24 protein-coding genes are annotated in these 23,126 nt (G+C 74.1%); 19 read left to right on the top strand and 5 right to left on the bottom strand.

Features of this window, described 5'->3' with window-relative positions; genetic code table 11:
• Positions 1-13 precede the first annotated feature (13 nt).
• Positions 14-1,261, bottom strand: a complete 1,248-nt coding sequence (locus JOE61_RS14640) for a glucose-1-phosphate adenylyltransferase (RefSeq protein ID WP_193668448.1) — start codon at positions 1,259-1,261, stop codon at positions 14-16.
• 76 nt (positions 1,262-1,337) lie between these two features.
• Here JOE61_RS14640 and glgA point away from each other — a divergent pair, with 76 nt between their 5' ends.
• The 4 genes from glgA (at position 1,338) to JOE61_RS14620 (ending at position 4,722) form a co-directional block, all read left to right on the top strand.
• The gene (glgA, locus tag JOE61_RS14635; RefSeq protein ID WP_193668449.1) at positions 1,338-2,540 is read left to right on the top strand and encodes a glycogen synthase; all 1,203 of its coding nucleotides are present in this window, start codon (positions 1,338-1,340) and stop codon (positions 2,538-2,540) included.
• Positions 2,541-2,674: 134 nt separating this feature from the next.
• Positions 2,675-3,130 (top strand): hypothetical protein, encoded by a 456-nt coding sequence (locus tag JOE61_RS14630; RefSeq protein WP_193668450.1) that lies wholly within the window; start codon positions 2,675-2,677, stop codon positions 3,128-3,130.
• Between the two features lie 24 nt (positions 3,131-3,154).
• Positions 3,155-3,946, top strand: a complete 792-nt coding sequence (locus tag JOE61_RS14625; protein ID WP_193668451.1) for an inositol monophosphatase family protein — start codon at positions 3,155-3,157, stop codon at positions 3,944-3,946.
• Positions 3,947-3,972: 26 nt separating this feature from the next.
• Positions 3,973-4,722: a hypothetical protein gene (locus JOE61_RS14620; protein ID WP_227491578.1), complete on the top strand. Its 750-nt coding sequence runs from the start codon at positions 3,973-3,975 to the stop codon at positions 4,720-4,722.
• Here the strand turns inward: JOE61_RS14620 and JOE61_RS22555 are convergent.
• Positions 4,685-5,200, bottom strand: a complete 516-nt coding sequence (locus tag JOE61_RS22555) for a DUF4234 domain-containing protein (RefSeq protein WP_204797249.1) — start codon at positions 5,198-5,200, stop codon at positions 4,685-4,687. The genes JOE61_RS14620 and JOE61_RS22555 overlap by 38 nt on opposite strands.
• A gap of 241 nt (positions 5,201-5,441) precedes the next feature.
• On the opposite strand from JOE61_RS22555, the gene JOE61_RS14610 reads away from it, so the two are divergent.
• Both JOE61_RS14610 and JOE61_RS14605 read left to right on the top strand, forming a co-directional pair.
• Positions 5,442-6,902 carry a DUF1800 domain-containing protein gene (locus tag JOE61_RS14610; RefSeq protein WP_193668452.1) on the top strand — a complete coding sequence of 487 codons (1,461 nt, stop codon included), beginning with the start codon at positions 5,442-5,444 and terminating at the stop codon, positions 6,900-6,902.
• 8 nt (positions 6,903-6,910) lie between these two features.
• Positions 6,911-8,209, top strand: a complete 1,299-nt coding sequence (locus JOE61_RS14605) for a DUF1501 domain-containing protein (RefSeq protein ID WP_193668453.1) — start codon at positions 6,911-6,913, stop codon at positions 8,207-8,209.
• A 153-nt stretch (positions 8,210-8,362) separates the two neighbouring features.
• Here JOE61_RS14605 and JOE61_RS14600 read toward each other — a convergent pair whose 3' ends face one another.
• Positions 8,363-8,668 carry a GIY-YIG nuclease family protein gene (locus tag JOE61_RS14600; protein ID WP_193668454.1) on the bottom strand — a complete coding sequence of 102 codons (306 nt, stop codon included), beginning with the start codon at positions 8,666-8,668 and terminating at the stop codon, positions 8,363-8,365.
• Between the two features lie 131 nt (positions 8,669-8,799).
• A complete protein-coding gene (locus JOE61_RS14595; protein ID WP_193668455.1) occupies positions 8,800-8,982 on the bottom strand; it encodes a hypothetical protein in 183 nt (60 codons plus the stop codon).
• Between the two features lie 18 nt (positions 8,983-9,000).
• Here JOE61_RS14595 and JOE61_RS14590 point away from each other — a divergent pair, with 18 nt between their 5' ends.
• The 5 genes from JOE61_RS14590 (at position 9,001) to JOE61_RS14570 (ending at position 13,882) form a co-directional block, all read left to right on the top strand.
• The gene (locus tag JOE61_RS14590) at positions 9,001-9,648 is read left to right on the top strand and encodes a hypothetical protein (protein WP_193668456.1); all 648 of its coding nucleotides are present in this window, start codon (positions 9,001-9,003) and stop codon (positions 9,646-9,648) included.
• 166 nt (positions 9,649-9,814) lie between these two features.
• Complete coding sequence (locus JOE61_RS14585; protein ID WP_193668457.1) at positions 9,815-10,966, top strand: acyl-CoA dehydrogenase family protein; 1,152 nt, start codon at positions 9,815-9,817, stop codon at positions 10,964-10,966.
• 9 nt (positions 10,967-10,975) lie between these two features.
• Positions 10,976-12,121, top strand: a complete 1,146-nt coding sequence (locus tag JOE61_RS14580) for an acyl-CoA dehydrogenase family protein (RefSeq protein WP_193668458.1) — start codon at positions 10,976-10,978, stop codon at positions 12,119-12,121.
• Between the two features lie 121 nt (positions 12,122-12,242).
• On the top strand, positions 12,243-13,217 hold the full coding sequence (locus JOE61_RS14575) for a phosphatase PAP2 family protein (RefSeq protein WP_204797248.1): 975 nt from the start codon (positions 12,243-12,245) through the stop codon (positions 13,215-13,217).
• Positions 13,214-13,882 carry a hypothetical protein gene (locus tag JOE61_RS14570; protein ID WP_193668460.1) on the top strand — a complete coding sequence of 223 codons (669 nt, stop codon included), beginning with the start codon at positions 13,214-13,216 and terminating at the stop codon, positions 13,880-13,882. Before JOE61_RS14575 ends, JOE61_RS14570 begins: the two co-directional genes overlap by 4 nt.
• A gap of 91 nt (positions 13,883-13,973) precedes the next feature.
• On the opposite strand, the gene JOE61_RS14565 is transcribed toward JOE61_RS14570, so the two are convergent.
• A complete protein-coding gene (locus JOE61_RS14565) occupies positions 13,974-14,564 on the bottom strand; it encodes a TetR/AcrR family transcriptional regulator (RefSeq protein ID WP_193668461.1) in 591 nt (196 codons plus the stop codon).
• A gap of 59 nt (positions 14,565-14,623) precedes the next feature.
• Here JOE61_RS14565 and JOE61_RS14560 point away from each other — a divergent pair, with 59 nt between their 5' ends.
• From JOE61_RS14560 to JOE61_RS14525, 8 genes are read left to right on the top strand one after another with little or no spacing between them, the layout of a single operon-like run.
• A complete protein-coding gene (locus JOE61_RS14560) occupies positions 14,624-15,376 on the top strand; it encodes an SDR family oxidoreductase (protein ID WP_193668462.1) in 753 nt (250 codons plus the stop codon).
• The gene (locus tag JOE61_RS14555) at positions 15,376-16,197 is read left to right on the top strand and encodes an SDR family NAD(P)-dependent oxidoreductase (protein ID WP_193668463.1); all 822 of its coding nucleotides are present in this window, start codon (positions 15,376-15,378) and stop codon (positions 16,195-16,197) included. Before JOE61_RS14560 ends, JOE61_RS14555 begins: the two co-directional genes overlap by 1 nt.
• Entirely contained in the window at positions 16,194-17,258 is a 1,065-nt protein-coding gene (locus JOE61_RS14550; protein WP_307823029.1) for a phosphotransferase family protein, read from the top strand. Before JOE61_RS14555 ends, JOE61_RS14550 begins: the two co-directional genes overlap by 4 nt.
• A 29-nt stretch (positions 17,259-17,287) precedes the next feature.
• A complete protein-coding gene (locus tag JOE61_RS14545; protein ID WP_193668464.1) occupies positions 17,288-18,526 on the top strand; it encodes an acyl-CoA dehydrogenase family protein in 1,239 nt (412 codons plus the stop codon).
• A complete protein-coding gene (locus JOE61_RS14540; protein WP_193668465.1) occupies positions 18,523-19,716 on the top strand; it encodes an acyl-CoA dehydrogenase family protein in 1,194 nt (397 codons plus the stop codon). The genes JOE61_RS14545 and JOE61_RS14540 overlap by 4 nt, the downstream gene beginning before the upstream one ends.
• Positions 19,713-20,858, top strand: a complete 1,146-nt coding sequence (locus tag JOE61_RS14535; RefSeq protein ID WP_193668466.1) for an acyl-CoA dehydrogenase family protein — start codon at positions 19,713-19,715, stop codon at positions 20,856-20,858. The genes JOE61_RS14540 and JOE61_RS14535 overlap by 4 nt, the downstream gene beginning before the upstream one ends.
• A gap of 4 nt (positions 20,859-20,862) precedes the next feature.
• Positions 20,863-22,014 carry an acyl-CoA dehydrogenase family protein gene (locus tag JOE61_RS14530; protein ID WP_193668467.1) on the top strand — a complete coding sequence of 384 codons (1,152 nt, stop codon included), beginning with the start codon at positions 20,863-20,865 and terminating at the stop codon, positions 22,012-22,014.
• Between the two features lie 56 nt (positions 22,015-22,070).
• Complete coding sequence (locus JOE61_RS14525; RefSeq protein WP_193668468.1) at positions 22,071-23,012, top strand: alpha/beta hydrolase; 942 nt, start codon at positions 22,071-22,073, stop codon at positions 23,010-23,012.
• Positions 23,013-23,126 lie beyond the last annotated feature (114 nt).

Below are 23,126 nucleotides of genomic sequence, written 5' to 3'. Positions count from 1 at the left end.
CGGGCAGGAGACCTCAGCGCGGCAGCTGCTGGTCCTTGCCCATCACGGTCAGCCCGTCCTGCACGATCAGCCCGCGGGCCAGGTCCTCCTCGGGGTCGACGCCGATGCGCGCACCCGCGGGCACGACCACGTTCTTGTCGAGGATGGCGTCACGCACCACCGCGCCGGCCCCGATGATCACGCCGTTGAGCAGCACCGAGCCGCTCACGTCGGCGCCGCTGTCGACCCAGCAGGCCGGCGAGAGCACCGAGCGGCGTACCTGCCCGCCGGTCACCACCACCCCCGGCGAGAGCACCGCCTCGTCGGTCACGCCCGGGGTGCCGTCGGAGCCCTGCACGACCTTGACGGGCGGCTGGGGGCCGTAGGAGGTGTAGATCGGCCAGTCGAAGTTGTAGAGGTTGAAGACCGGCAGCGGTGAGACGACGTCCATGTGGGCGGCGTAGTAGGAGCCCAGGGTCCCGACGTCGCGCCAGTAGCCCTTGTCGCGGTCGGTGGCGCCGGGCACCACGTTGTCCTTGTAGTCGTAGACGCCCGCCTGCGAGCGGCGCACGAAGGCCGGCACGATGTCGCCGCCCATGTCGTGCTTGGAGCCGGTGGTCGTCGCGTCGCGGGTCACCGCGTCGACCAGGGCGTCGGCGTCGAAGACGTAGTTGCCCATCGAGGCCAGCACCTCGCCCGGGCTGTCGGGCAGGCCGACGGGGTCGGTCGGCTTCTCCAGGAAGTCGCGGATGCGCGAGGGCGCGTCGGGGTGCACGTCGATGACCCCGAACTGGTCGGCCATCTCGATCGGCTGCCGGATCGCCGCCACGGTGCAGGCCGCGCCGCTCTCGACGTGCTGGTCGACCATCTGCGCGAAGTCCATGCGGTAGACGTGGTCGGCGCCGACCACGACCACGATGTCGGGCTTCTCGTCCTTGATCAGGTTGAGCGACTGGAAGATCGCGTCGGCGCTGCCGAGGTACCAGTGCTTGCCCACCCGCTGCTGCGCCGGGACCGGGGTGACGTAGTTGCCCAGCAGCGTCGACATCCGCCAGGTCTGCGAGACGTGGCGGTCGAGGCTGTGCGACTTGTACTGCGTCAGCACGACCACCTTGAGGTAGCCGGAGTTCACGACGTTGCTCAGCGCGAAGTCGATGAGCCGGTAGATCCCGGCGAAGGGCACCGCCGGTTTGGCGCGGTCGGCGGTCAGCGGCATCAGCCGCTTGCCCTCCCCGCCGGCCAGCACGATCGCCAGGACCTTCTTGCGCGCCGAGGAGCTCATGGCGACACCGTACTGCCCGTGACGCCCGACACGCTTGGGCTGCACAGCACCGGCGCGGGACGAGTAGGTTCGTGGTGTGCGAGTCGATGTGCTGTCCAAGGAGTACCCGCCCGAGGTGTACGGCGGCGCCGGCGTTCACGTGGCCGAGCTGGTGCGCGCGCTGCGGGCGCGCGACGACCTCACCGCCCGGGTGCACGCCTTCGGCGCGCCGCGCGAGGAGCCGCTGACCTCCTCCTACGCCGATCTCCCCGATCTCGCGGACGCCAACGCCGCGCTGCGCACGATGGGCGTCGACCTGGCCATCGCGGCCGGCTGCGCCGGCACCGACCTGGTGCACTCCCACACCTGGTACGCCAACTTCGCCGGGCACCTGGCCGGCCTGCTGCACGACGTGCCGCACGTGGTCTCGGCGCACTCCCTGGAGCCGCTGCGGCCCTGGAAGGCCGAGCAGCTCGGCGGCGGCTACCGGCTCTCCTCGTGGGTCGAGCGGACGGCGTACGAGTCGGCGGCCGCGGTGATCGCGGTGTCGGCGGCGATGCGCGACGACGTGCTGCGCTCCTACCCCGCCGTCGACCCGGCCCGCGTGCACACGGTGCACAACGGCATCGACACCGCGCTGTGGACCCCCGTCGACGACCCCGAGCGCGTACGCCGCCTCGGCGTCGACCCCGACCGGCCCTCGGTGGTCTTCGTCGGACGGATCACCCGCCAGAAGGGACTGCCGCTCTTCCTGCGCGCCGTGGCCGCGCTGCCGCCCGACGTGCAGGTGGTGCTCTGCGCGGGGGCCCCGGACACCCCCGAGATCATGGCCGAGGTCGAGGCGCTGGTCGCCGAGCTGCGCTCTGGGCGCGACGGTGTCGTGTGGATCGCCGACATGCTGCCGCGCGCCGACGTGGTCGCCCTGCTCAGCGCCGCGACCGTCTTCGCCTGCCCGTCGGTCTACGAGCCGCTCGGCATCGTCAACCTCGAGGCGATGGCCTGCGAGACCGCCGTGGTGGCCACCGCCACCGGCGGCATCCCCGAGGTGGTCGTCGCACCCGGCGGCGCTGCGGAGCCCACCGGGCTGCTGGTGCCGATCGAGCAGGCCGACGACGGCAGCGGCACGCCACTCGACCCCGAGCGCTACGTCGCCGACTTCGCCGAGGCGCTGACCTCGCTGGTCACCGACCCCGACCGGGCCGCGACCATGGGCCGGGCCGGGCGGCAGCGCGCCGTGGAGTCCTTCGGGTGGCCGGCCATCGCGGAGCGGACCGTGGAGGTCTACCGCTCGGTGCTGTGAGGCCGCACTCCGGCGCCGCTGCGTCAAGCCCTGCCGTGCTCACCTGTGGACCGCCGACGGCCGCCGGCCGGCTGGCCCGGCACCCTGTGGAGAGCCGGTCGCGGGCGGCGGCGCGAAGGGGCAGCGTGCTCGCCATGGACACCACACCCGACCCCACGCCCCTCTCCCACGACCCCGCCCCCGTGCGCAGCCAGAGCGACCTGCTGCGGCTGTGGCAGGCGCTGATGGGCGAGCTCGGCTTCACCCGCACCTCCACCTGGGTGCTGCACATCGGCGACGACGACCGGCCCACCCGGCGCCTGCTCGAGATCGATGACTGCGCCGGCGAGCCGGTCCGCGACGACCTCGACTCGTTGACGACACTGCTGCTGCGCGTCGGCGGCACGCCGCCGGGCCGCTGGGTCTTCCTGCGCAGCCGGCCCGGGCGCCACGGCCCCGACGACATCGACCGGGCGTGGGCCCGCGAGCTGGGCCGGGCCTGCCGGCGCGCCGGGGTGGCCTCCGACGTGGTGCACCTGGCCACCGACCAGCGGCTGGTGCCCCTGCCGGCCGACGACCTGCCCGCGACGGGCCTGCCCGCCTCGGCCTGAGCCCGACCTGGGTACGGTCAGCACGTGCAGACATCCGACGTGCTGACCCTGCTCCGGACCGTGGGCGAGGAGGTCGTCGAGCCCCGCTTCCGCAGCCTCGGCGACGCCGAGGTCGAGGAGAAGAACCCCGGTGACCTCGTCACCGTCGCCGACCGCGAGGCCGAGGTCCGGCTCACCGAGGTGCTCCAGGACGCCTACCCGGGCGCGGTCGTCCTGGGCGAGGAGGCCGCCGAGGACGACGACTCCGTGCTCGCCCGCTTCGCCGACGCCGACCACGCGTTCACCATCGACCCGGTCGACGGCACCAAGAACTTCGTCAAGGGCTCCCCCGACCACGCGATGATGATCGCCGAGCTGCGCGGCGGCGAGGTCGAGCGCAGCTGGATCTGGCAGCCCCAGCACCGCACGGCGTACGTCGCCGAGCGCGGGCGGGGCGCCTGGCGCGACGGGCAGCGGATCACCCGGCCACCGGTCGGTGAGCGGCTGCGCGGCGTGACCTCGCGCCGCGGCTGGATCGGACGGGCGCTGGGCACGCTCGACGCACTGGAGCTGACCTGGGTCTGCTGCGGCGTCGACTACCCGCGCGTGGTCGAGGGCGGCGACGCCGGCGCAGACTACGCGCTCTACCGCAAGACCAAGCCGTGGGACCACGCGCCCGGGTCGCTGCTGCTCAGCGAGGCCGGTGGTGTGCTGGGGACCTTCGAGGGCGGGCCCTACCGTCCCCAGGACCCCGCCCCCGCGGGCCTGGTCGCGGCGGCCGACCGGGCGACGTACGACCTGGTGCGCGGGCTCGTGCACGCACTCCCCGGCGCCTGACGAGCCGCCCCTCTAGGCTCGCGGGCATGACCACCTGGCTGCCGCCCGGCACGACCAAGACCATGTTCGTGGTGCGCGCCGACCCGGCGCCGCTGGGCTCGGCCGGGCTGCGCGCGGGGCTGGCCGACGCCGGTGCGCTGCGGGTGCAGCTCAACGTCGACGACGAGCACGTCGCACCGGCGCTGCGGCTGGCCACCTCGGCCCCGGTGAGCGCGGTGCTCAGCGTCTGGGTCGACCCGGCCCGCGACCCGGCCGGCGTGAGCGCGCTCGTCACCGCCGCGGTCGGGGCGGCCTCGGGCTGGGTGGTCGACGAACGACGCCGCCTCGACCCCGCCGAGCGCTACGACGGCACCCAGGCCGAGGAGCTGGCCAACGTGGCGGTGCTGCGTCGTCCCGCCGAGCTCGACCGGGAGACCTGGCTGCACCGGTGGCTGGTGGAGCACACCGGCGTGGCGATCCGCACCCAGGCCACCTCCGGCTACGTGCAGAACATCTGCACCGCCCCGCTCGGCGCGCCGGACCCGGCCGACGAGCGCGTCGAGGCGCTGGTCGAGGAGCTGTTCCCCGCGGCCGCCGCGCACGACGTGCACGCGTTCTACGGCAGCGGCGGCGACGACGCCGAGCTCGGTCGGCGCCTCGAGCAGCTGATGACCAGCGTGGCCCGCATCGGCGCCGACCGCGACCTCGACCTGGTGCCGAGCAGCCGGCACCTGTGGGACCTCGCGGACCCCCCGGGGCTCAGCCGCGAGCGCCCAGCGACTGCCAGTAGTCGTTGATCGCGCCGTTGGTCTTGACGAACCAGATGATCGGGCCGACGAGGATGAACATGCCCGGGAAGTACCAGAGCCCGGTCGCGCCGCTCACCGTGCGCCGGCGCCCGGCCCGCTCCTGCATCGTGCCGACCTCGGCGGAGGTCAGGTAGGGCATCACGATGCCGACGAAGATCGCCAGCACCAGGGCGACCACGCCACCGATGCCCTGACCGGTGTGGCGCTTCATCTCCTCGTGCACCTTGAACCACCAGTACCACCCGTAGATGCCGAAGGTGACCACGAAGAGCAGCATCGCCACGCCGGTGCTGCGCACCTCGCCCACCGGGCCCGGCCCCTGTCCAGCGACCTGGGCCTGGCCGTAGGCCTGCGGCGCGTTGCCGTAGGCCTGCGGCGCGTTGCCGTAGGCCTGCGGCGGCTGGTGGCCCGCCACCGGCTCGCCCGAGGGCGGCGGAGGAGGCGGGAAGGGGTTCTGCTCGGACACGGGTGGCCTCCAGAGGTCGGGGTGGGATCAGGACGGGTGGGCCGACCCTACCGACCCTCGGCTGCGACCGACGTAGTCCGTTCGGGCCATGCCGCGCACCGGTCGGCCAGATCTCGGCGACGAGCGGCCGGATCGGGCCCGCAGACCTGCCGAGACGACGTCCGGCACCCCAGAGTGGACCCGCGTCGTCCCCCGGCGACGCCCCGCCGTCCCCTCACCCCCGCCGAGAAGAGGCCCGCCCGTGCCGTCGCCGTACGCACCCGGTCGCTACCGGAGCACCCCCACCCTCGGGGGCGGTGCCCGGCACCTGGCGCTGCGCTTCTCCTACGGGCTGACCCCCGAGCTCGTCAGCTCGGTCAAGCGCGCCGGTGGCGGGCTCGCCTGGTTCGACGCCCAGCTCGACCGTCCCTACGACGCCGCCGCCGACGCCCGGCTGTGCGACTGGTGGCCCGACCTGCACCTCGACGCCGCCACCATCTGGAAGCGCCAGGTCGACGGCGGGCGCGGCACCTGGGAGGTGATGGCCGACTACGCCCGGCGCCTGCTGGTGCGCCGGATGACCTCGAGCCACCAGGTGCACGAGGTGATGACCGACTTCTGGGAGTCCCACCTGCACGTCCCGGCCAACGGCGACGCCCAGGGCGTGTGGCGCTCGTCGTACGGCGACGTCGTGCGTCGCCACGCCCTCGGGCGCTTCGACGAGCTGCTCGTCGAGGCGATCACCCACCCGGCGATGCTGATCTTCCTCGACAACGCCACCTCGACGAAGGCGCACCCCAACGAGAACCTGGGCCGCGAGCTGCTCGAGCTGCACACCGTCGGCGTCGGCGCGTACACCGAGGACGACGTCAAGGCCTCGGCGCGCATCCTCACCGGCTGGCGCGTCGACCTGTGGCGCACCTGGGAGGCCTCCTACTCGCAGAAGGACCACTGGACCGGCCCGGTCGCGGTCGGCGACTTCCGCGACGCCAACGCCGACCCCGACGGTCGCGCCCTGACCCGCCGCTACCTGCGCCACCTGGCCCGGCACCCCGCCACCGCGCGACGCATCGCGCGCAAGCTGGCGGTCAAGTTCATCAGCGACACCCCCTCCGAGCAGGTCGTCGACGAGCTGGCCGAGGTCTACCTCGCGCACGACACCGCGGTGGTGCCGGTGCTGCGCGCACTCGTGCGCACCCAGGAGTTCCGCCAGGCCAAGGGCCAGAAGCTGCGCGACCCCGCCGAGGACGTCGTGGCCTCCTACCGCGCGCTCGGCGCCCGGGTGGTGGCCCCGAAGGGTGGCGACCACGCCGCCAACGCCGTGCTGTGGCAGAGCGACGCCGTCGGGATGCGCCCCGCTGCCTGGCCGCGCCCCGACGGCCCGCCCCTGCACGGCGACCCGTGGGCCTCGCCCAGCCGGGCCCTGGCCTCGATGGACGTGCACTGGTCGCTGGCCGGCGGCTGGTGGCCCAAGAAGGGCGTCACCTGGCAGTCCCCCCAGCAGTGGACCCCCGAGCTGCCCATCGAGTTCCGCGACCTCGTCGACCACCTCTCCCGCGCCGTGCACGGGCGCCGCTCCAGCCGGCAGCTGCTCCGCGCGGCCTGCGAGGCGGTCGAGGCCCGCCCCGGCGAGCGGATCACCCGCGACCACCGGCTGATCGCCTGGCAGTTCAACCGGCTGCTGGGCGTGCTGCTCGACCATCCACACCACTACCACCGCTGAGGTCCCCCGTGAGCACCCCCGAGCTCATCACCCCCGGCAGCCCCTCCCCCTGCGGCTGCCCCGAGTACGCCGCCCTGTCGCGGCGCGGCCTGCTGCGCGGTCTCGGCGCCGCCGGGCTGACCTGGAGCGTCGGCTCCGCCGTGGTCAGCGCCGCCGGCCCGGCCGCCGCGGGCGCGCCCACCGCGGCGGCGACGTCGACGGCCGGCGCCGGCTCGGTGCTGGTCGTGCTGTCCCTGCGGGGGGCGGCCGACGGGCTCTCCCTCGTCGTGCCCCACGGCGACCCGGCCTACTACGCGGCGCGCCCCCGGATCGCCGTACCGGCCGAGAAGCTGCTGGTGCCCGACGGCTTCTTCGGCCTGCACCCCTCGCTCGAGCCGCTGCTGCCGCTGTGGCGCTCGGGGCGGCTGGCCACGGTGCACGGCACCGGCCTGCCGGTGGTCAACCGGTCGCACTTCGCGGCGATGGAGGCCGTCGAGGACGCCGCGCCGGGCTCCACCGAGCGCGTCGGCTGGCTCAACCGGCTGCTCGGCGAGCTGCCCGGGTCGTCCCCGCTGCAGGGCCTTGCGGCGGGGCGGGCCGAGGTGCCCACCTCGCTCTTCGGCCCCGAGCCGGTGATGGGCTTCCGCTCCCTGGACAAGACCGGCATCGCCGGCGACGACCAGTGGGACCCCCACGGCACCCGGGTGCGCTCGCTGGAGCGGATGTGGAAGAAGTCGCCGACCCCGATGGGCCGGTCCTTCCGCTCGGCCATGCAGGCGGTGGGCGACCTCGAGCCGGCACGCGCGCAGGCCGACCGGAGCGCGGCGTACCCCGACGACGACCTGGGCCGGGCCCTGGCCTCGGTCTCACGCACGCTGCGCGGCGACGTCGGCGTCTCGCTGGTCACTGTCGACCACGGCGACTGGGACATGCACACCGACCTCGGCACCCTGGCCTGGGGCCGGATGCGCCGCGAGGGCGACTCCCTGGCCCGCGGCATCGCCGCCTTCTTCGCCGACCTGGGCCCGGTCGCCGAGCGGGTCACGCTGGTGACGGTCTCGGAGTTCGGGCGCCGGGTCGCCGAGAACGCCAACCACGGCCTCGACCACGGCTGGGGCACCGTGATGCTCCTGGCCGGCGCCGGGGTGCGCGGCGGCTACCACGGCTCCTGGACGCCGCTGGGCTCCGGCCTCGACGCCGACGTGCCCGTCACCACCGACTACCGCTCCGTGCTCGCCGAGGTCGTCGCCGCCCGCACCCCCGCCTCCCCCGCCGTCGTGTTCCCCGGCTTCCAGCGCCAGCGCGTCGGGGCGATGCTCGGCCAGTGAGCCCCACGTCGGTTGAGGAGGTTGCGCAGCAACGCCCCACGTTGGTTGAGGAGGTTGCGCAGCAACGCCCCACGTCGATTGAGGAGGTTGCGCAGCAACGCCCCACGTTGGTTGAGGAGGTTGCGCAGCAACCGTCTCGAAACCACCGTGACGTCACGTGCCCCTGCGCTGCTGCTGCGCCCACCAGCTCCGGCTCGCCAGCTCGGGCAACGCCGCGAAGTCCCCTCGGACGAGCGCCTCGCGCTTCTCGCGGCGCCACCCCTGGATGCGCTTCTCGTAGGCGAAGGCGTCGGCGATGGAGTCGAACTGCGCGTTCCAGACCAGACGGACGGGCCTGCGTCGCCTGGTGAACTCGGCGCCGGTCCCGGCGTTGTGCTCGGCGAGGCGACGATCGAGGTCCCAGGTGCTTCCGACGTAGTAGCGGCCATCGGAGCACTGGACCATGTAGGTGTAGGGCATGCCGGGGCTCCTGCCCGGGCCGGCGGCGTCGTACGCAGGACGACGCGGCGCCTGTGGACGACGGTGGTTTCGAGACGGTTGCTGCGCAACCTCCTCAACCAACGTCGACCGACGTCGAGGCGCTTGAGGGATCAGTCGACCTGACGGGGCTCCTGCGAAGAGGCCTCGGCGACCCGCTGGTGCAGGCGGGCCCGCACCTCGTCGGGGCTCAACCGCGCCCGCCGCCGCTGGTCGCGGGCGACCACCGCCCCGGTCGCGGCCACCCCGGCCAGCCCGGCCACGCCCAGCACCTTCCACACCCTGCTCGCCCTCATGCCCCAGACTCTCCCACCATGGAGCACCCACGACACCGCGGCCCGGGCCGGCACCGCGCGGGGGGACCGATCGGCCTCGACGAGGCCGTCGAGCTGACCCGCACCGGCGACCTGTGGCTCTTCCGCGGCCGTTCGGTCGCCGACCAGGCGATCCGGGTGCTGACCAACGCCCCGGTCAACCACGTCGGGATGGCCGTGGTCGTCGACGACCTGCCGCCGCTGATGTGGCACGCCGAGCTGGGCAAGGGCCTGGTCGACGTGTGGAGCGGCAAGCACCAGCGCGGGGTCCAGCTGCACGACCTGCGCGAGGCCGTGGGCCAGTGGACGGGGCGCTACGAGCAGCGGGCGTGGCTGCGCCAGCTCGAGGCCGAGGTCACGCCGGCGATGGAGGACGCGCTGCTGAGCAGCATCGCCCGCCTCGACGGCACCCCCTTCCCGAGCACGGCCGCTCTCGTGGGCCGCTGGGCCCGGGGTCGCGTACGCCGCGCGGCACCGGCCGAGCTGACCTACTGCGCCGAGGTGGTCGCCACGGCGTACGTCGCCATGGGGCTGCTGCCCGACGACCTGCCCAGCAACTACTACGACCCGGGCCGGTTCTGGTCGGGCGACGACCTCCAGCCGCGCCACGGGGCCCGCCTCGGCGAGGAGGTCGCGGTCGACGTGTGAGGCGCGGGACGGGTCTTTGGGCGCCGGCCACAACGCCGACTGGTCGGCCCGCCACGGGCTGCACGGCAGCAGCGGTGCGGGTGCACCACGCGTTGCCCGCAGGGGCCATGATGGACACGACCGCTCCTCGTCCCACGAGGCGCCACCCGATCCGAGAGAGGCCCGGATGCAGCTTGCCCTGTCCGCCGAGGACCAGAAGTTCCGCGAGGAGATGCGCACCTTCTTCACCACCGAGGTGTCCGAGGACATCCGGCGCGCGGTGATCGAGGGACGTGAGCTCACCAAGGAGCAGATCGTCGAGAGCCAGCAGACCCTCAACAAGGCCGGGCTCGCCGTGCCGCACTGGCCCACCGAGTGGGGCGGCCAGGACTGGAGCGACCTGCAGCGCCACATCTGGAACGAGGAGATGCAGCGCGCCGGTGTGCCCACGCCGCTGGCCTTCAACGCCAGCATGATCGGCCCGGTGATCGCCCAGTTCGGCAGCCAGGAGATCAAGGAGCGGTTCCTGCCCAAGACCGCCAACCTCGACATCTGGTGGAGCCAGGGCTTCTCCGAGCCCGACGCCGGCTCCGACCTCGCCAGCCTGCGCACCACCGCGGTCAAGGACGGCGACGACTGGATCGTCAACGGCCAGAAGACCTGGACCACGCTCGGCCAGCACGGCGACTGGATCTTCACGCTCGTGCGCACCGACCCCGACGTCAAGAAGCAGGCCGGCATCTCGATGCTGCTCATCGACATGACCAGCCCCGGCCTGACGGTGCGCCCCATCGAGCTGATCGACGGCGGCCACGAGGTCAACGAGGTCTGGTTCGAGGACGTGCGCGTGCCGGCCGACAACCTGGTCGGCGAGCTCAACAGCGGCTGGACGATCGCGAAGTTCCTGCTCGGCAACGAGCGGGTCGGCGTCGCGCCGGTCGGCACCACCAAGCGCATCCTGGCCCGGGCCAAGTCGCTGGCCGGCGAGCGGGCCTCCGAGCCGCTGCTCGCGGCGCGCATCGCCGAGCTCGAGAACGACCTGCTGGCCCTCGAGCTGACCGCGCTGCGCGTGGTCGCCCACTCCTCCGACGGCGAGCCGCACCCGGCCTCGTCGGTGCTCAAGCTGCGCGGCACCGAGCTGCAGCAGGCGGTCAGCGAGCTGATGGTCGACCTCGCGGGCCCCGCGAGCATCGCCTCCGGCGCGGGTGCCGACAGCGCGCTCGAGGAGTGGACGCACCACACCACGCCGACGTACCTCAACCTGCGCAAGGCCTCGATCTACGGCGGGTCCAACGAGATCCAGCGCCAGATCATCGCCCGCACGATCCTGGGACTCTGAGGAGCAGACATGGACTTCACCTACGACGACGAGCAGAACGCCCTCCGCGACGCGGTGCGCGGGCTGCTGACCAAGGCGTACGGCGACTTCGAGCAGCGTCGCCAGACCACCAAGGCCGACCCGGGCTTCTCCGAGAAGACCTGGACCCAGATGGCCGAGATGGGCCTGCTGGGCCTGCCGTTCTCGGAGGACGACGGCGGCGTGGGCGCCGGGCCGGTCGAGATCGCGATCGTGTGCCAGGAGCTGGGGCGCGTGGTCGCCCCCGAGCCCTACGTGACCGCGGTGGTGCTCGCCGGCGGCCTGGTGCAGGCCTGCGGCAGCGCCGAGCAGCGCAGCGAGCTCCTCGGCTCGCTGGCCGCCGGCGAGCGGCTGCTGGCCTTCGCCCACGACGAGCCGGGCTCGCGCTGGGCACCGACCGCCTCCGCGGTCACCGCCACCGACGACGGCGGCTCGTGGAGCCTGAGCGGCACCAAGGAACCGGTCGTCCAGGGCGCGCGGGCCGAGACCCTCGTGGTCAGCGCCCGGCTGCCCGACGGCGGCACCGGCCTCTTCGTCGTCGACGGCGAGGCGGCCACCCGCAGCGCCTACCCGACGTACGACGGGGGCCGCGCGGCCAAGGTCGTGCTCGACGCCACCCCGGCCACGCCGCTGGGCGAGCCGGGCCGCGACCTGACCGGCAGCATCGCCACCATCCTCGACCTGGGCCGGATCATGGCCGGCAATCAGGCGATCGGGGCGATGGAGGTCGCGCTCGTGCAGACCACGTCGTACCTCAAGAGCCGCAAGCAGTTCGGGGTGCCGCTCAGCACCTTCCAGGCGCTGACGTTCCGGGCCGCCGACATGTACGTCTCGCTCGAGCTGGCCACCAGCCTCGTGCAGTGGGCCACGATGGTCGTCGAGAGCGGCGACCCGGTCGCCGTGCGCGACGCGGCGGCCCGCGCCGGGCTGCAGGTCAGCCGGGCCGGGCGGCACGTGGGCCAGGAGGCCATCCAGCTGCACGGCGGCATCGGCATGACCGCGGAGTACGCCGTGGGCTCCTACATGTCGGTGCTGACGATGCTCGAGCACCTGCTCGGCGACGGCAGCCACCACCTCGGTGGGCTCGCGGAGCGCGTCACCGACCACGAGGACCTCGACCCGCTGGCGATCGCCTGACCCTGGTCCGACCTGGTCCGACCTGGTCCGACCTGGTCCGACCTGGTCCGACCCACCGACGGCCACGGCCGGGCGGCGCCTGCGGGCGCCGCCCGGCCGTTGTCGTGCCTAGGCTCCTGCCATGGCCTCGAGCCTCACCGGGACCGCGCCGGAGACGGTCGCGGCCCCGACCACCGGTCGCACCCGCCGGCTGCCCCGCGCGCTGGCGGTGGCGGCGTGGGCGACGGCGCTCGTGGCCTGGTCGAGCGCCCTGGGCATCCCCAACGACACCGTCCAGGTCTTCGTGTGGCTGTGGCTGGGCACCATCGCCTGGGACGTCGAGGCCCCGGCCCGCCACCACCTGCGCTTCCTGCGCGACTGGTCGCTGCCGATGCTCGGCCTGGTCGTCTACTTCTACAGCCGCGGCCTGACCGACGAGCTCGGCCTGCCGGTGCACTGGACGATGCCGATCCGGGTCGACGAGTGGCTCGGCGGCGGCACCACCCCGACCGAGCACCTGCAGGCCGCGTGGTGCGGGCGCCCGTGCCTGCGCGCCGCGTCGCCCTCCTGGTACGACGTCGTGCTGACCACCGTCTACGCCAGCCACTTCCTGGTGGGGCTGAGCCTGGCCGCGGTGCTGTGGGTACGCGACCGGGCGGCCTGGGCGCGGTGGATGCGGCGCTACCTGATGATCTGCTTCGGGGCCCTGGTCGTCTACGTCCTCTACCCGATGGCCCCGCCGTGGATGGCCTCGCGCGAGGGCCTGATGGGCGAGGTCACCCGGCTCACCGGCCGGGGCTGGGACGACCTGGGCATCGGCCGCCTCGACCTGGTGCTGCAGGGCGTGGGCAACCCCGTGGCCGCGATGCCCTCCCTGCACGCCGGGATCGCCTTCCTGGTCGCCGTGCACGCGGTGCAGCGGCTGGGCTCGCCCTGGCGGTGGCTGCTGCTGGGCTACCCGGCCCTGATGAGCCTGGCGCTGGTCTACTTCGCCGAGCACTACGTCGTCGACATCGTGGCCGGAGCCGTCCTCGCGCTGGCCGTGGTGGCCCTCGCCGCCATGTGGGAGCGGCGGCCAGGTGTGGGGCCCGAGCAGGTGGGTACCGTCCGGGAGTGAAGCCACGTCCGCGCACCGCACCCGCCTCCCTCGCCCTGCTCGCCGTCCTCGCTGCCGGCGGCCTGGCCGCCTGCGGGGGCGACGACGCCGGCACCGGCTCCGCCGCCGAGTCGACGTCGACCCCCTCCCAGGACAGCCCCGAGGACACCTCGGCCGACGACGGCACCCAGGAGGTCAGCACCGACCAGGTGCGCCTGCGCCTGCCGGAGGGCTGGGAGAGCCTCGAGGCCCAGGAGGCGCTGGCCGACGGCGAGGACGGCGCGCTCGCCTCGATCGCCGAGCGGCTCGGTGTGCCGCCCCCGCAGCTCGAGGCGACGCTGCAGGACGTCGACCTGGTCGCGGTCGCCGACGGCGGGGCCCAGGGCGGCGTGCTCACCAACGTCAACGTGCTGCACCAGCCCGGCGAGCTGCCCGCGGAGCAGCAGCTCGCCCAGCAGCTCGAGCAGTTCGCCGACACCACCGGCGACGTGGCCACCGTCGACTCCCCCGTCGGCGACGTGCTGCGCGCCGACTACCAGCTCGACATCAACGGCACCCCGGGCCAGTTCGAGGTGCTGCTGGCCCAGGTCGGTGCCGACGTCGTCACCATCACCGTCACCTCCGCCGACGCGGCCGACGCCGCGGAGGTGGCCGACATGGTCGTCTCCTCCCTCGAGGAGGCCTGAGCCACCCGCCTCTGTCGGTCGAGCAGTGAGGAGCGCCAGCGACGAACGACGCCGAGACCCGGTGACCGGCCCACCCGCCGTCCGCCGAGCCTCAGGCGCCGGCCATCCGCAGCGCCAGGTCGCGGTAGTGCGCGGCGACCTGCTCGGGGGTCCAGCCGGCGTCGTCGCGGTACCACCGCGCCACGTCGATGCCCAGCGACAGCAGCGCGGTCGCGGTCATCGCGGGATCGGCCGTGGCCAGCACCCCGGCCGCGACGCCGCGGTCGATGACGTCGCGGACGACGGCGTCGATGCGCCGGCGCAGGTCCATGATCTCGTCGAGGTGCTCGGGGCTCAACGCGGCCATCTCGTAGTTGATGATCCGCGCGGTGGTGTGGGTCAGGGCGTGGTGGCGCACGAACTCCTCGACCAGCCGCGTCAGCTGCCCGACCGGTCCCTCGCCCTCGGCGACGGCGGCCTCCACCAGCGCGAGCGTGCGCAGGTGCCCCTCCCGCGCGATCTGGTGCAGCAGCTCCTCCTTGGAGCGGTGGTGCACGTAGAGCGCGGCCGGGCTCATCCCCGCGCCGGCAGCGATGTCACGGGTCGTGGTGCCGTGGAAACCCCGGGCCGCGAACGAGGCCACCGCCGCCTCGAGCAGGCGCTCGCGCGCGTCGGTGGTGGAGGGTTGACGGGCGGCGGCCATGGCGTCAGAGTAAGCAAGCGCTTAGTCAGAGCGCAACGACCCACTCGAGAGGGAGCACCATGCAGGGACTCAAGGGCCGCACCGCCGTCGTCACCGGCGCCAGCCGCGGGATCGGCCTTGGCATCGCCCAGCGACTCGTCGACGAGGGCGCGCGCGTCGTGCTGACCGCCCGCAAGCCCGAGGCCCTCGAGGAGGCCGTGCGCACCCTGGGCGGTCCCGACGTGGCCCTGGCCGTCGCCGGGAAGGCCGACGACCCCGCGCACCGCGAGGAGGTCGTGACGCGTGCCGTCGAGACCTTCGGCAGCCTCGACCTGCTGGTCAACAACGCGGGCATCAACCCCGCCTACGGTCCCCTCGTCGACCTCGACCTCGACGCCGCCCGCAAGATCGTCGAGGTCAACGCGATCGGCGCACTGGCCTGGGTGCAGGCCGCGCACCGCGCCTGGATGGGCGAGCACGGCGGCTCGGTCGTCAACATCTCCTCGGTCAGCGGCGTCAAGCCCGCCCCGGGCATCTCGATGTACGGCGCCAGCAAGGCGATGATGATCTCGCTGACCGAGTCGCTGGCCGTCGAGCTCGGCCCGACCATCCGCGTCAACGCCGTCGCGCCCGCGGTGGTCAAGACCCAGTTCGCCTCGGCGCTCTACGAGGGCCGCGAGGAGGAGGTGTCCTCGCAGTACCCGCTCAAGCGCCTCGGCGTGCCCGAGGACGTCGCCGGCGCGGTCGCCTTCCTGCTCTCCGAGGACGCCGACTGGGTGACCGGCCAGACCCTGCTCATCGACGGCGGCGTCACCCTCACCGGCGGCGTGTGATGGCCGGCCACGAGGCGCTGGCCGGCCGCGGCGCGGTCGTCACCGGCGCCGCCGGCGGCATCGGCCGCGCGCTGGCCACCCGCCTGGTCGCCGAGGGCGCCCGGGTCGTGGTCAACGACCTCGACGCCGACGCCGTACGCCGCACGGCCGAGGAGATCGGCGCGGTCGCCGTGCCCGGCGACTGCTCCTCCGACGCGGGTGTGCGCGCCCTGGTCGAGGAGGCCACCGCCGAGCTCGGCCGCATCGACGTCTACCTGGCCAACGCCGGCATCGACGGTGCCGGCGGCCCCGACAGCCTGCAGACCCCCGACGACGTGTGGGAGCGGGTCGTCGACGTCAACGTGATGGCCCACGTGCGCGCCGCCCGGCTGCTGGTGCCCGAGTGGGTCGCCTCCGCCGAGGCCGGCGGCGAGGGCGGGCGGTTCGTGGTGACCGCCTCGGCCGCGGGCCTGCTGACGATGATCGGCAGCGCGCCGTACTCGGTGACCAAGCACGCCGCGGTCGGCTTCGCCGAGTGGCTCTCGGTGACCTACGGCCACCGCGGCGTCACCGTGCAGGCAATCTGCCCGCAGGGCGTGCGCACCCGGATGCTCGAGGAGGCCGGCCCGCTGCAGGACCTGCTCTCCCACGACGAGGCGCTCACCCCCGAGACCGTCGCCGGCTGCTGGGTCGACGCCCTGGCCGACGACCGCTTCCTGGTGCTGCCGCACCCCGAGGTCGCCGCCTACTACGCCGCCCGGGCCACCGACACCGACCGCTGGCTGGGCGGGATGCGCCGGCTGCAGTCCAAGCTCGACGACCACCTGGCGGGCCCCGCGTGAGCGGCGCGCTGCCCGGCCTCGACCTGGTCGCGGTCCAGCGCTGGTACGACGCGCAGCGTCCCGGCGAGATGCCCGCCGCCGACGCCCTCGAGGCGCGGCTGCTGACCGGCGGACGCTCCAACCTCACCTACGCGCTGCACGTGCGCGAGGAGCCCGCGCGCCGATGGGTGCTGCGCCGGCCCCCGCTGGGACACGTGCAGGCCACCGCCCACGACATGGGCCGCGAGTACCGGGTGATGGACGCCCTGGCCGACAGCGCGGTGCCGGTCCCGGCGATGCACGCGCACTGCGCCGACGACGCCGTGCTCGGCGCGCCGTTCTACCTGATGGAGGTCGTCGACGGGGTGGCGCTGCGCCGCGCCGAGGAGATCGAGCCGCTGGGGCCCGAACGCACCCGGGCACTGGTCGGGCGGATGGTCGAGGTGCTGGCCGACCTGCACGCCGTCGACCCCGACGCGGTCGGCCTGGGCGACCTCGGTCGCCCGGCCGGCTTCCTGGAGCGCCAGGTGCGCCGCTGGGGCCGCCAGCTCGAGGGCTCACGCAGCCGCGACCTGCCCGACGCCGACCTGCTGCTCGAGCGCCTGGCCGCCCACGTGCCGCCCGACGCCGCGCCCGCCGTGGTGCACGGCGACTACCGCCTCGACAACCTGCTCGTCGACCCCGACCACCCGCAGCCGGTGCGCGCGGTCGTCGACTGGGAGATGGCCACGCTCGGCGACCCGCTGACCGACCTGGCGCTGCTGGTCGTCTACGACCGGCTGGCGGGCCTGGTCGCCGGGTCCGGCGCCTCGGTGGCCGACGCCGGGCTGGCCGACGTCTCCACCGCCCCCGGCTACCCCTCGGCCGACGACCAGCTCGCGGCGTACGCCGCCGCCTCGGGGCGCGACCTGGGCCCGATGGACTTCCACCTGGGCCTGGCCCACCTCAAGCTCGCCGTCATTCTCGAGGGCATCCACTACCGCCACGCCCACGGCCAGACCGTGGGCGAGGGCTTCGATGCCATCGGCGAGGCGGTGCCGCCGCTGCTGGCGGCCGGGCTCGCCGCCACCTCGCACCTCTGACCCGACCCGACCCCCTGGAGGGACCCACCATGGACTTCGCCTTCGACGCCCGTACGCAGGAGCTGCGCGAGAGCCTGCTCGACTTCATGGACACCCACGTCCACCCCAACGAGAAGGTCTTCGCCGACCAGCTCGCCGGCCTCGACGACCGCTGGGCCTGGTCGACCGCGCCGGTGCTGCAGGAGCTGCGCGCCGAGGCCCGCAGCCGCGGGCTGTGGAACCTCTTCCTGCCGGTGGGCCACTACGGCGACCTGGGCGCCGGGCTGACCAACCTGCAGTACGCCCCGCTCGCCGAGATCACCGGCCGCGCCGGCCACCTGGCCCCGGCCGCCCTCAACTGCGCGGCGCCCGACACCGGCAACATGGAGGTGCTGGCGATGTTCGGCACCCCCGAGCAGCAGGAGCGCTGGCTGCGCCCGCTCATGGAGGGGCGGATCCGCTCGGCCTTCGCGATGACCGAGCCCGACGTGGCCTCCTCCGACGCCACCAACATCGAGACCTCGATCGTGCGCGACGGCGACGAGTACGTCATCAACGGGCGCAAGTGGTGGATCACCGGCGCGATGAACCCGCAGTGCGAGGTCTTCATCGTGATGGGCAAGACCGACCCGAGCGCCTCGCGGCACCGTCAGCAGAGCCAGATCCTGGTGCCGCGTGACACCCCGGGCCTGACCGTGGTGCGCCCGATGCACGTGATGGGCTACGACGACCACGAGCACGGCGGCCACGCCGAGCTGCGCTTCGAGGACGTGCGGGTGCCGGTCTCGAACCTGATCGGCGAGGAGGGCGGCGGCTTCGGCGTCGCCCAGGCCCGCCTGGGCCCCGGCCGCATCCACCACTGCATGCGCGCCATCGGCGTCGCCGAGAAGGCCATCGAGCTGATGTGCACCCGCGCCGACTCGCGGGTCGCCTTCGGCCGCGCCATCTCCGAGCAGGGCGTGGTGCGCGACTGGATCGCGGAGTCGCGGGTGCGCCTCGAGCAGCTGCGCCTGCTGGTGCTCAAGACCGCCTGGCTGATGGACGACGTGGGTGCCCGCGGCGCCCACACCGAGATCCAGGCGATCAAGATCGCCACGCCGAAGACGGTGCAGTGGATCCTCGACAAGGCCATCCAGGTGCACGGTGCCGGCGGCCTCTCCCAGGACTTCCCGCTGGCCAACGCCTACGCCTCGATCCGCACGCTGCGCTTCGCCGACGGCCCCGACGAGGTGCACAAGAACGCCCTGGCCAAGGCCGAGATCCGCAAGCAGACGCACGCGACCTCGTGAGCGAGCAGCACCGCAGCGACCTCGAGCAGCGCGTCACCGCCCTGCTCGAGGCCCACGACCCCGCCACCACCGACCGTGCCGAGTTCCTGCGCGCCCGGTGGGAGGCCGGCCTGGCCTGGGTGCACTTCCCCGCGGGCCTCGGCGGCCTCGGGCTCCCGCGCGACCTGCAGGCCCACGTCGACGACCTGCTCGCCGCGGCCGGGGCGCCCGACAACGCCCCCGAGCGCAACGGCATCGGGCTGGGCATGGCCGCGCCGACGATCCTGGCGCACGGCACCCCCGAGCAGCACGAGCGCTTCCTGCGCCCGCTGTGGCTGGGCGAGGAGATCTGGTGCCAGCTCTTCTCCGAGCCCGGCGCCGGCTCCGACCTGGCCGCCGTGGCGACCCGGGCGGTGCCCGACGAGTCCACCGGCGAGTGGGTGGTCAACGGGCAGAAGGTGTGGACCTCCTCGGCCCACCTGGCCGACTTCGCGATCCTGGTCGCGCGCACCGACCCCGACGTGCCCAAGCACGGCGGGCTGAGCTACTTCCTGCTCGGCATGCGCGAGCCGGGCGTCGAGGTGCGCCCGCTGCGGCAGCTGACCGGCGAGGCCGAGTTCAACGAGGTCTTCCTCACCGACGTGCGCGTGCCCGCGGCCCAGCTGCTGGGCGCGGTCGGCGAGGGCTGGCGCATCGCCAACACCACGCTCAACAGCGAGCGGGTCTCGATCGGCGGCCAGGCCGTCCCGCGCGAGGCCGGGATGGTCGGCAAGGTGGCGCAGACCTGGCGTGCGCACCCCGAGCGTCGTACGCACGGGGCGCACCGGCGCCTGCTCGACCTGTGGGTGCAGGCCGAGGCCGCCCGGATCACCGGCAGCCGGGTGCGCCAGCAGCTGGCCGTCGGCGCCCCCGGACCGGAGGGCTCGGCGACCAAGCTGGTCTTCGCCCGGCTCGCCCAGGAGCTCTCGGCCCTGGAGGTCGAGCTGCTCGGCGAGGACGGCCTGCGCTACGACGACTGGACCCTGAGCAGGCCCGAGAAGGTCGACTTCACCGGGCGCGACGCGGGCTACCGCTACCTGCGCGCCAAGGGGAACTCCATCGAGGGCGGCACCTCCGAGATCCTGCGCAACATCATCGCCGAGCGCGTGCTCGGCCTGCCCGGCGAGCCGCGCGTCGACAAGGACGTGGCGTGGAAGGACCTGCCCCGATGACCGCCCAGCCGATCCCCGCCGCCCCCGACCTCGACCTGCTGCCCAGCGACGTCGAGACCGACCTGCGCCGCTCGGTGCGCGCCGTGCTCGCCAAGACCTGCCCCACCGAGGCGCTGGTCGCCCTGGCCGACGGCAGCGACGACGTCTCGGGGCCCGCCTGGTCGGGGTTGGCCCACGACCTCGGCCTGGCCGCGCTGCTCGTGCCCGAGGAGCACGGCGGTGCCGGGGCCGGGCCCCGGGAGGCCGCGGTGGTCGCCGAGGAGTGCGGTCGCGCCTGCGCGCCCGTGCCCTTCCTGACCAGCGCCGTGCTGGCCACCAGCCTGCTCGTCCGCCTCGGCGCCGCCGAGTCGCTCGCCCGCCTGGCCGAGGGCGGCACCGCGGCTCTCGTCGTGCCGGCGGGCACCGCCTCGGCCGGCTCCTGGGCCCGGCGGACCGGCGTCGAGGTCTCCGGCGGCCGCCTGGCCGGCGAGGTGCGCGGTGTCGTCGGCCTCCCGGCCGACCTGCTGCTGGTGCCCGTCCACGGACCCGACGGACCGGCGCTGCACCTGGTGCCCGTCGACGCCGACGGGGTCGCGGTCTCCACGCACACCTCCCTCGACGCGACCCGCCCGGTCAGCGACGTCCGCCTCGACGTCGAGGCCGGCACGCCCCTGGCCACCGGAGACGAGGTCACCGCCGCCCTCGACCACGCGCTGGCCACCGCGGCCGGGGTGCTGGCGGCCGAGCAGGCCGGGCTGGCCGCCTGGTGCCTCGAGCAGACCGTCGCGCACCTCTCGGAGCGCCGCCAGTTCGGCCGCGTCGTCGGCGGCTTCCAGGCGCTCAAGCACCGCCTCGCCGACCTCTACGCCGAGGTCGGCCAGGCCTCCGCCGTCGCGGCGCACGCGGCCGCGGCGCTGGCCGGCGAGAGCGACGTACCGGTGTCGGTGGCCGTGGCGCAGGCCTTCTGCTCCGAGGTCGCCGTGCACGCCGCCGAGGAGGCCGTGCAGCTGCACGGGGGGCTCGGCATGACCTGGGAGAGCCCGGTGCACCTGCGGCTCAAGCGGGCCAAGGCCGACCACGTGCTCCTCGGCAGCCCCGACGCCCACCGCGACGCACTGGCGCGCCTGGTAGACCTGGCCGCCCCCACCCCCGAGGCAGGATGACCCCATGGACCTCTCCCTGAGCGACGAGCAGCAGGCCTTCCGCGCGCTGGCACGCGACTTCCTCGACCGCGAGGCGGTCCCCCACCGCGTCGAGTGGGACCGCGCCGAGTCCGTCGACCTGGCGATCGTGCCCAAGATGGCCGAGATCGGGTTCTTCGGCCTGACCATCCCCGAGGAGTACGGCGGCCTCGGCGGCGACTACGTCACCTACTCGCTGGCCATGGAGGAGCTCGGTCGCGCCGACTCGGCGCTGCGCGGCATCGTCTCGGTCTCCAGCGGCCTGGTCGGCAAGTCGATCCTCTTCCACGGCAGCGAGGAGCAGAAGCAGGAGTGGCTGCCCCAGCTGGCCGAGGCCACCAAGCTGGGCTGCTTCGGGCTCACCGAGCCCGACGTGGGCTCCGACGCGGGCAACCTGACGACCCGGGCGCGCCGTGACGGCGACGACTACGTGATCGACGGCCAGAAGCTCTACATCACCAACGGCACCTGGGCCGACGTCGCGCTGGTCTTCGCCCGCACCGGCGGCGACGGGCCGCGCGGCATCTCGGCGTTCCTGGTGCCGACCGACGCGCCCGGCTTCGAGGCCCGCGAGATCAAGGGCAAGCTCGGGCTGCGCGGCCAGGCCACCGCCGAGCTGTTCCTCGACGGGGTCCGGGTGCCGGCCTCGGCCATGCTCGGCGAGGAGGGCACCGGCTTCAAGATCGCGATGAGCACCCTCGACAAGGGCCGCCTCGCGGTGGCCTCCGGCTGCGTGGGGATCGTGCAGGGCTGCCTCGAGACGGCGGTCGAGTACGCCACCTCCCGCACCCAGTTCGGCCGTCCGCTGGCCGGCTTCCAGCTGGTGCAGGACATGATCGCCGACATCTCGCTCGACGCCGACGCCGCGCGACTGCTGGCCTGGCGCTGCGCCGACCTGATCGACCGCGGCGAGCCCTACGGCGTGGCGGCGTCGAAGGCCAAGCTCTTCGCCTCCGAGGCGGCGGTGCGCGCGGCCAACAACGCGCTGCAGGTGCACGGCGGGGCCGGGTACGTCGACGAGTACCCGCCGGCCAAGTACCTGCGCGACGCCCGCGTGATGACGCTCTACGAAGGCACCAGCCAGATCCAGAAGCTGCTCATCGGCCGCGACGAGACCGGCATCAGCGCCTTCGTCTGAGCCGAGCCCAGCGACGTACCCCCACCCCGACCGCACCACCACCAGGAGGACCACCCGTGCCGATCGACCCGCAGCTCGCCACCCTGCTCACCTTCCTCGAGCAGGCCGGCACCCCGCCGATGCACGAGGGCACGGCCGACGAGGCCCGCGCCGGGTTCCGCACCCTGGCCGTCGACCTGCGCGACCCCTCGGTGCTGCCCGAGATGGCCTCGGTCGAGGACGTCCACCTCCCCGGCGGCGCCGCGGCCCGCCCGGGCCGGGTCTACCGGCCCTCGAGCGACCTCGAGGCGCTGCCCACGGTCGTCTTCTTCCACGGTGGCGGCTTCGTGATCGGCGACCTCGACACCCACGACCTGACCTGCCGGCTGATCGCGTCGCGCTGCGAGGCCGTCGTGGTCTCGGTCGACTACCGCCTCGCCCCCGAGCACCCCTTCCCCGCCGGGCTGGAGGACGTGCTGGCCGCCACGCACTGGGTCAGCGACAACCTCGCCGACCTCGGCGGCTCCGAGGCGATGGGCGTGGCCGGCGACTCCGCCGGCGGCAACCTGGCCGCGGTCACCGCCCAGGTGCTGCGCGACGAGGGCCGCCCGCTGGCCGCCCAGCTGCTGATCTACCCCGTCACCGACTCGGCCGGCTCCTACCCCTCGCACTCCGAGAACGCCGAGGGCTACTTCCTCGACACCGCCACGATGGCCTGGTTCGGCGCCCAGTACGCCGGCGACGCGCCCGACCTCGACCCCGCCGACCCGCGGCTCTCGCCGCTGCACGGCCGCCTCGACGGCCTGGCCCCGGCCGTGGTCGTCACCGCCGAGCTGGACCCCCTGCGCGACGACGGCAACGCCTACGCCCGCGCCCTCGAGGAGGCCGGGGTCCCGGTGCAGCACCGGGTCTTCCCCGGCATGGTCCACGGCTTCGTCGACATGGGCCGCCACTCCGAGGCGGCCGACCGCGCCGTCGACGAGACCCTCGCCCTCTTCCGCCCCCTCCTGCACCCCTGAACGACCCCGTCGCTGGTTGAGCAGCGAGGGCCCGCCGTTGGTTGAGCAGCGAGGGCCGAAGGCTCGGGCGTCGCCGAAACCGGGCGACCCCATGGCGTACGGCGAGCACGGTTC

This window comes from Nocardioides salarius (assembly GCF_016907435.1).
Lineage (GTDB): Bacteria > Actinomycetota > Actinomycetes > Propionibacteriales > Nocardioidaceae > Nocardioides > Nocardioides salarius.
This window is presented reverse-complemented; position numbering and strand designations above follow the sequence as displayed.